General features: G+C 66.7%; 2 protein-coding genes and 3 pseudogenes. 3 read left to right on the forward strand and 2 right to left on the reverse strand.

All coding sequences use genetic code 11. The annotated features are described in order from the left end of the window. The first annotated feature begins 762 nt into the window (after positions 1-762). The gene (locus MTQ10_RS29180; protein ID WP_247473398.1) at positions 763-1,011 is read left to right on the forward strand and encodes a Dyp-type peroxidase domain-containing protein; all 249 of its coding nucleotides are present in this window, start codon (positions 763-765) and stop codon (positions 1,009-1,011) included. Between the two features lie 267 nt (positions 1,012-1,278). On the opposite strand, the gene MTQ10_RS29185 is transcribed toward MTQ10_RS29180, so the two are convergent. Beyond that, on the reverse strand, positions 1,279-1,845 hold the full coding sequence (locus MTQ10_RS29185) for a uridine kinase family protein (protein WP_247473397.1): 567 nt from the start codon (positions 1,843-1,845) through the stop codon (positions 1,279-1,281). Positions 1,846-2,109: 264 nt separating this feature from the next. Here MTQ10_RS29185 and MTQ10_RS29190 point away from each other — a divergent pair. Next, positions 2,110-2,306 (forward strand): annotated as a pseudogene (locus MTQ10_RS29190) (IS5/IS1182 family transposase); the annotation flags it as partial. Positions 2,307-2,356: 50 nt separating this feature from the next. On the opposite strand, the pseudogene MTQ10_RS31555 reads toward MTQ10_RS29190, so the two are convergent. Continuing rightward, positions 2,357-3,049 (reverse strand): annotated as a pseudogene (locus MTQ10_RS31555) (ALF repeat-containing protein); the annotation flags it as partial. Between MTQ10_RS31555 and MTQ10_RS31375 the strand changes: the two are divergent. Then, a pseudogene (locus MTQ10_RS31375) lies at positions 2,963-3,180 on the forward strand (site-specific integrase); the annotation flags it as partial. The pseudogenes MTQ10_RS31555 and MTQ10_RS31375 sit on opposite strands and share 87 nt — an antisense overlap. Between the last annotated feature and the right edge of the window lie 151 nt (positions 3,181-3,331).

The raw sequence follows: 3,331 nt of genomic DNA on the forward strand, positions 1-3,331 counted from the left end.
CCGCGGAGAGTTGCACGGTGGCCCGTCCTTGTTCAGGGCGCACGAGCGGTCCACCAGGGGCAACGCGGTGGCGAGCCAGGGGCGCACATCAGCCAAGACCGGCTACACCACTTCAAGGGACGCCATCACCTGTTCGGCCAGCCCAGGGGCAGGCGGTACCCGCAGGTCGGCGGCCATGCTCACGAAGACGCGCTGCGTCCATCTGCGCCTGCCGCAGCTCCACCAGTGTCGGACCGGGCCCGGGCTCTCGGCGTGCAGGAGCTGGCCCCTGGCGGTGGTAGACCAGAACGTCGTGGCCGGGGTCGGTCAAGCGCGCCGCCCACCGGATCGGCTGGCCTTCCCAGGCCGACAGCTCCACCCGCACCTCCCGCCCGGCCAGCTCCGCCAGGCCCAGGCGCTCCAGCACGGCCACGCCCTGGCGCTGCGACATACGCTCGGGCCCTTGTCAGTGGCGGCTCCTGCCACATGACCTGCCGACCTGGTTTCCAGTACCCAGCCGTGCTGCGACGTCTGCTGCCGCTCCCACAACGCGGCGAGCGCCGGCGAACGGCCGTCGGCAAGCACGCCGGGATGCTCGGCCCGATGCGCCGCGAGGCGGCGTGACTTCGCGCGGCCGCCCGCGACGCTGGTGACCACGGCGCGGCTCCGGTCGGGCTCCAGTCGGTGTTCGACGGCCGCGACCAGGTCCACGATCATCCCGATCGGGTCGGAGACGGCCCGCTCGGGGTGCCCGGGTGCGGTCACGGCCGCTCGACACCGCGGATGCGGCCCCGCTCGGGGCGCAGGTCACCGACACCAGACTCGACACCAACGGCCTTTTTCGTCCGGGCGGTCGGCGCCGAGGACCAAGGACTGATCTTCTCCTGCTTCCAACGCGACCTGGACAAGGGATTGGAAGCCGTCCGGCACCGGCTACAGGGCGAAGCCATGTCCAATTACACCCTCACTGCGGGCGGCGGCTACTTCTTCGTACCGCCCCCCGGCGGCGCCTGGCGCGCCGCCGCAACATGAGCGGTACCCCACCGAATAGCAACGGCACCGCCCTGCTCCTGATGCTGCTTGCAGCGGCACACACCGCGCAGGCTCAGCAAGCAGCAGCAAAGTCCCGCTGACGAGATACGCCAGGACATAGGCACCAGCGGTGACGGTCGGCAGAAGGACCTGATGGTCGGGATCGGCGCTCGGGCTTGCCCCCAGCGACGGCGCACATAAAAGCCTCTGATCGCGCCAGAGTGCCGCCAACCCACACGGTGTGATCAAGGCGCCCCCGCTGCACCCTTACGCTACTTCACTGAAGGCCCGCATGACGGCCTCGGTAAGCGAATCAATCGACTGCATCCCATCCAGCACGAGGTCAGCAGACTTTTGGGTAGGCGCTACATATTCTTCATGCCGAGGTCGACTGAAATGCAAATAGTTTTGGATCATCAATTGAGCATCACTGTCCCCAGAGGAAAGCTTCCGCATCATCTTCCTCGCCAGCCGCACATCATCGGGCGTAGCAATGTACACAGACAGGATGGATTCCTCCACGATTTCCGAGAAATACAGAGCAAAGGTACCTTCGACGACTAGGCCCCTCTTTCCATCGCCAGGTTCTCGCAAGCGGCCCATCTCAAGGAGAAACTTGTGCAGATCGATAGACTCCGGGTGGCCTCTATCCAGGACCCTGCCTGAGCCATCCAGCTTCTCAACTGTGACGCCAGCTTCCATGGCATCGTGATAGAAATCATCCAAGTGGATGACAGTGAAACCCTGAGTCGAAAGTCCACGGGCAAGTTCGCTCTTACCTGCCCCAGCTCCTCCACCAATTGCCACGACGGGGATGCGGTCAAAGGCATTCATGACAGGACTCCAGCTCGCTCTAAAACTTCTCGGACGGTAGTACGGAGGCCCTGCGCCCGCTCCAAGGCCGCAACCGCTTCCCCCGAGGCTGCTATGTCGTGTCAAGCTGCTGAGAGCTCGTGACACGATCTTGTTGAACGGTCCTGGTAGGCCGTGAGCGTTTTCCAACCTGGCGCTCAAGCTGGCCAGTTGGGCTCACAACGAGGTGAAGGCCCTGGTAGATGGGTTTTCGACCAAGAGAACCGTCTTCACCAGAGGCTCCACGTGCTTGTCTACCCGTCGGGCGTCGACGTGTCCAGCTCTGCCCTCCGCTTCCTCGCGCAGCAGTTGCGGCACCACCGTCGCGCGATCGGCTCCCGGTGGCGCGCCTGACCGCCGACCGCCAGGTGCTGCTCACCCTCGCCCACCTCCGGGTGGGACACACCTGTGCCCGGCTCGCCGCCGGCACCACGGCGTCGTACTGGCCGCTGCTGTAGAAAGTCTCGATCTGTTCCGGTGTGCCCTTGAGGGCCTCGGTGGCCGCGGTGCGGACGGAGGCGTAGGGGCTTTGCGTGCTCAGCTCGACGACGCGCTGGCGCACGTCGTTGTGGTTGGCCTCTTTCCAGCGGGTGCGCAGGTAGTCCAGGACGTCCTGGTCGGTGCCGGACAGCGCCTGGGCGGCGGCTTCCTGGTGCCAGGGGCCCAGGAGCTTCATCGCCTGCATGGCAAGCTGGCGGCCCTTGGCGGCTGTGGCCTGGATGTCGACGTCAGGGCGTGCGGCTTCCTGGGCCAGGGCGGTGGCGGTGTCGTTCAGGGACAGCGCCTGGACCTGGGTGGCGGCCGAGGTCGAGATGGCCGCGTCGGAGGTGGTCTTCATCGAGCGGGCGCGCTCTATGGCCGCGTCGGTGCGGGTCTCCAGGTCGGCGTTCTCGGTCTCGCGGGCCAGGTCGAAGATCTCTCTGGCTTTGGTCACCGCGGCTGTCGCGGCGTCGGCTGCCGCCTTGGCGGCATCGGCGTTCTTCTTCGCCACCGCAGCGTAGGTGGCCGAGTCGCCGGCGTGGTCGGCTGCTTCCTCGGCGTAGGTGGCGGACTTGTCGGCGTGCGCGGCGGCCGAGTTGGCGGCGTCCCGGGCTGCATCACCCTGCTCCCGGAACGGGGCGTCGAACTCGTCGTGATCAAGGAACTCCTCGGCCACGCCCACATTGGCGTCACCGCCACCGTCCATGCCCACGTCCGGCTCCGCCTCCAGCGAGACGCCATCGACATTCTCGGTACCGTGCTCGACGGCCAGGAGACCACCAAGACGGTCAGCTCCGCGGCGACGAACCACCACCCTGCACCCCCATCGTCCGCTGACGTTGCCGTCAACTACTGCCGTCACCCCGTTATGTTTTCCGCGGCTCCGCAATGGGGCCGCTGGCCTCCGGGCCCGGCATGACTGTTGCCCCCTGTCGAAGGCATGACCTGGGGGGTGGTGTCACCGGGTCCGGGGGTGTTCGTCGGAGAC

The sequence above is a fragment of the Streptomyces sp. XM83C genome, from assembly GCF_023072675.1.
Lineage (GTDB): Bacteria > Actinomycetota > Actinomycetes > Streptomycetales > Streptomycetaceae > Streptomyces > Streptomyces thermocoprophilus.

Bases quoted from the DNA above. Each gene is read 5' to 3' on its own strand.
- MTQ10_RS29180 (WP_247473398.1), top strand. From the start codon at position 763: ATGCGGCCCCGCTCGGGGCGCAGGTCACCGACACCAGACTCGACACCA.
- MTQ10_RS29185 (WP_247473397.1), bottom strand. From the start codon at position 1,845: ATGAATGCCTTTGACCGCATCCCCGTCGTGGCAATTGGTGGAGGAGCT.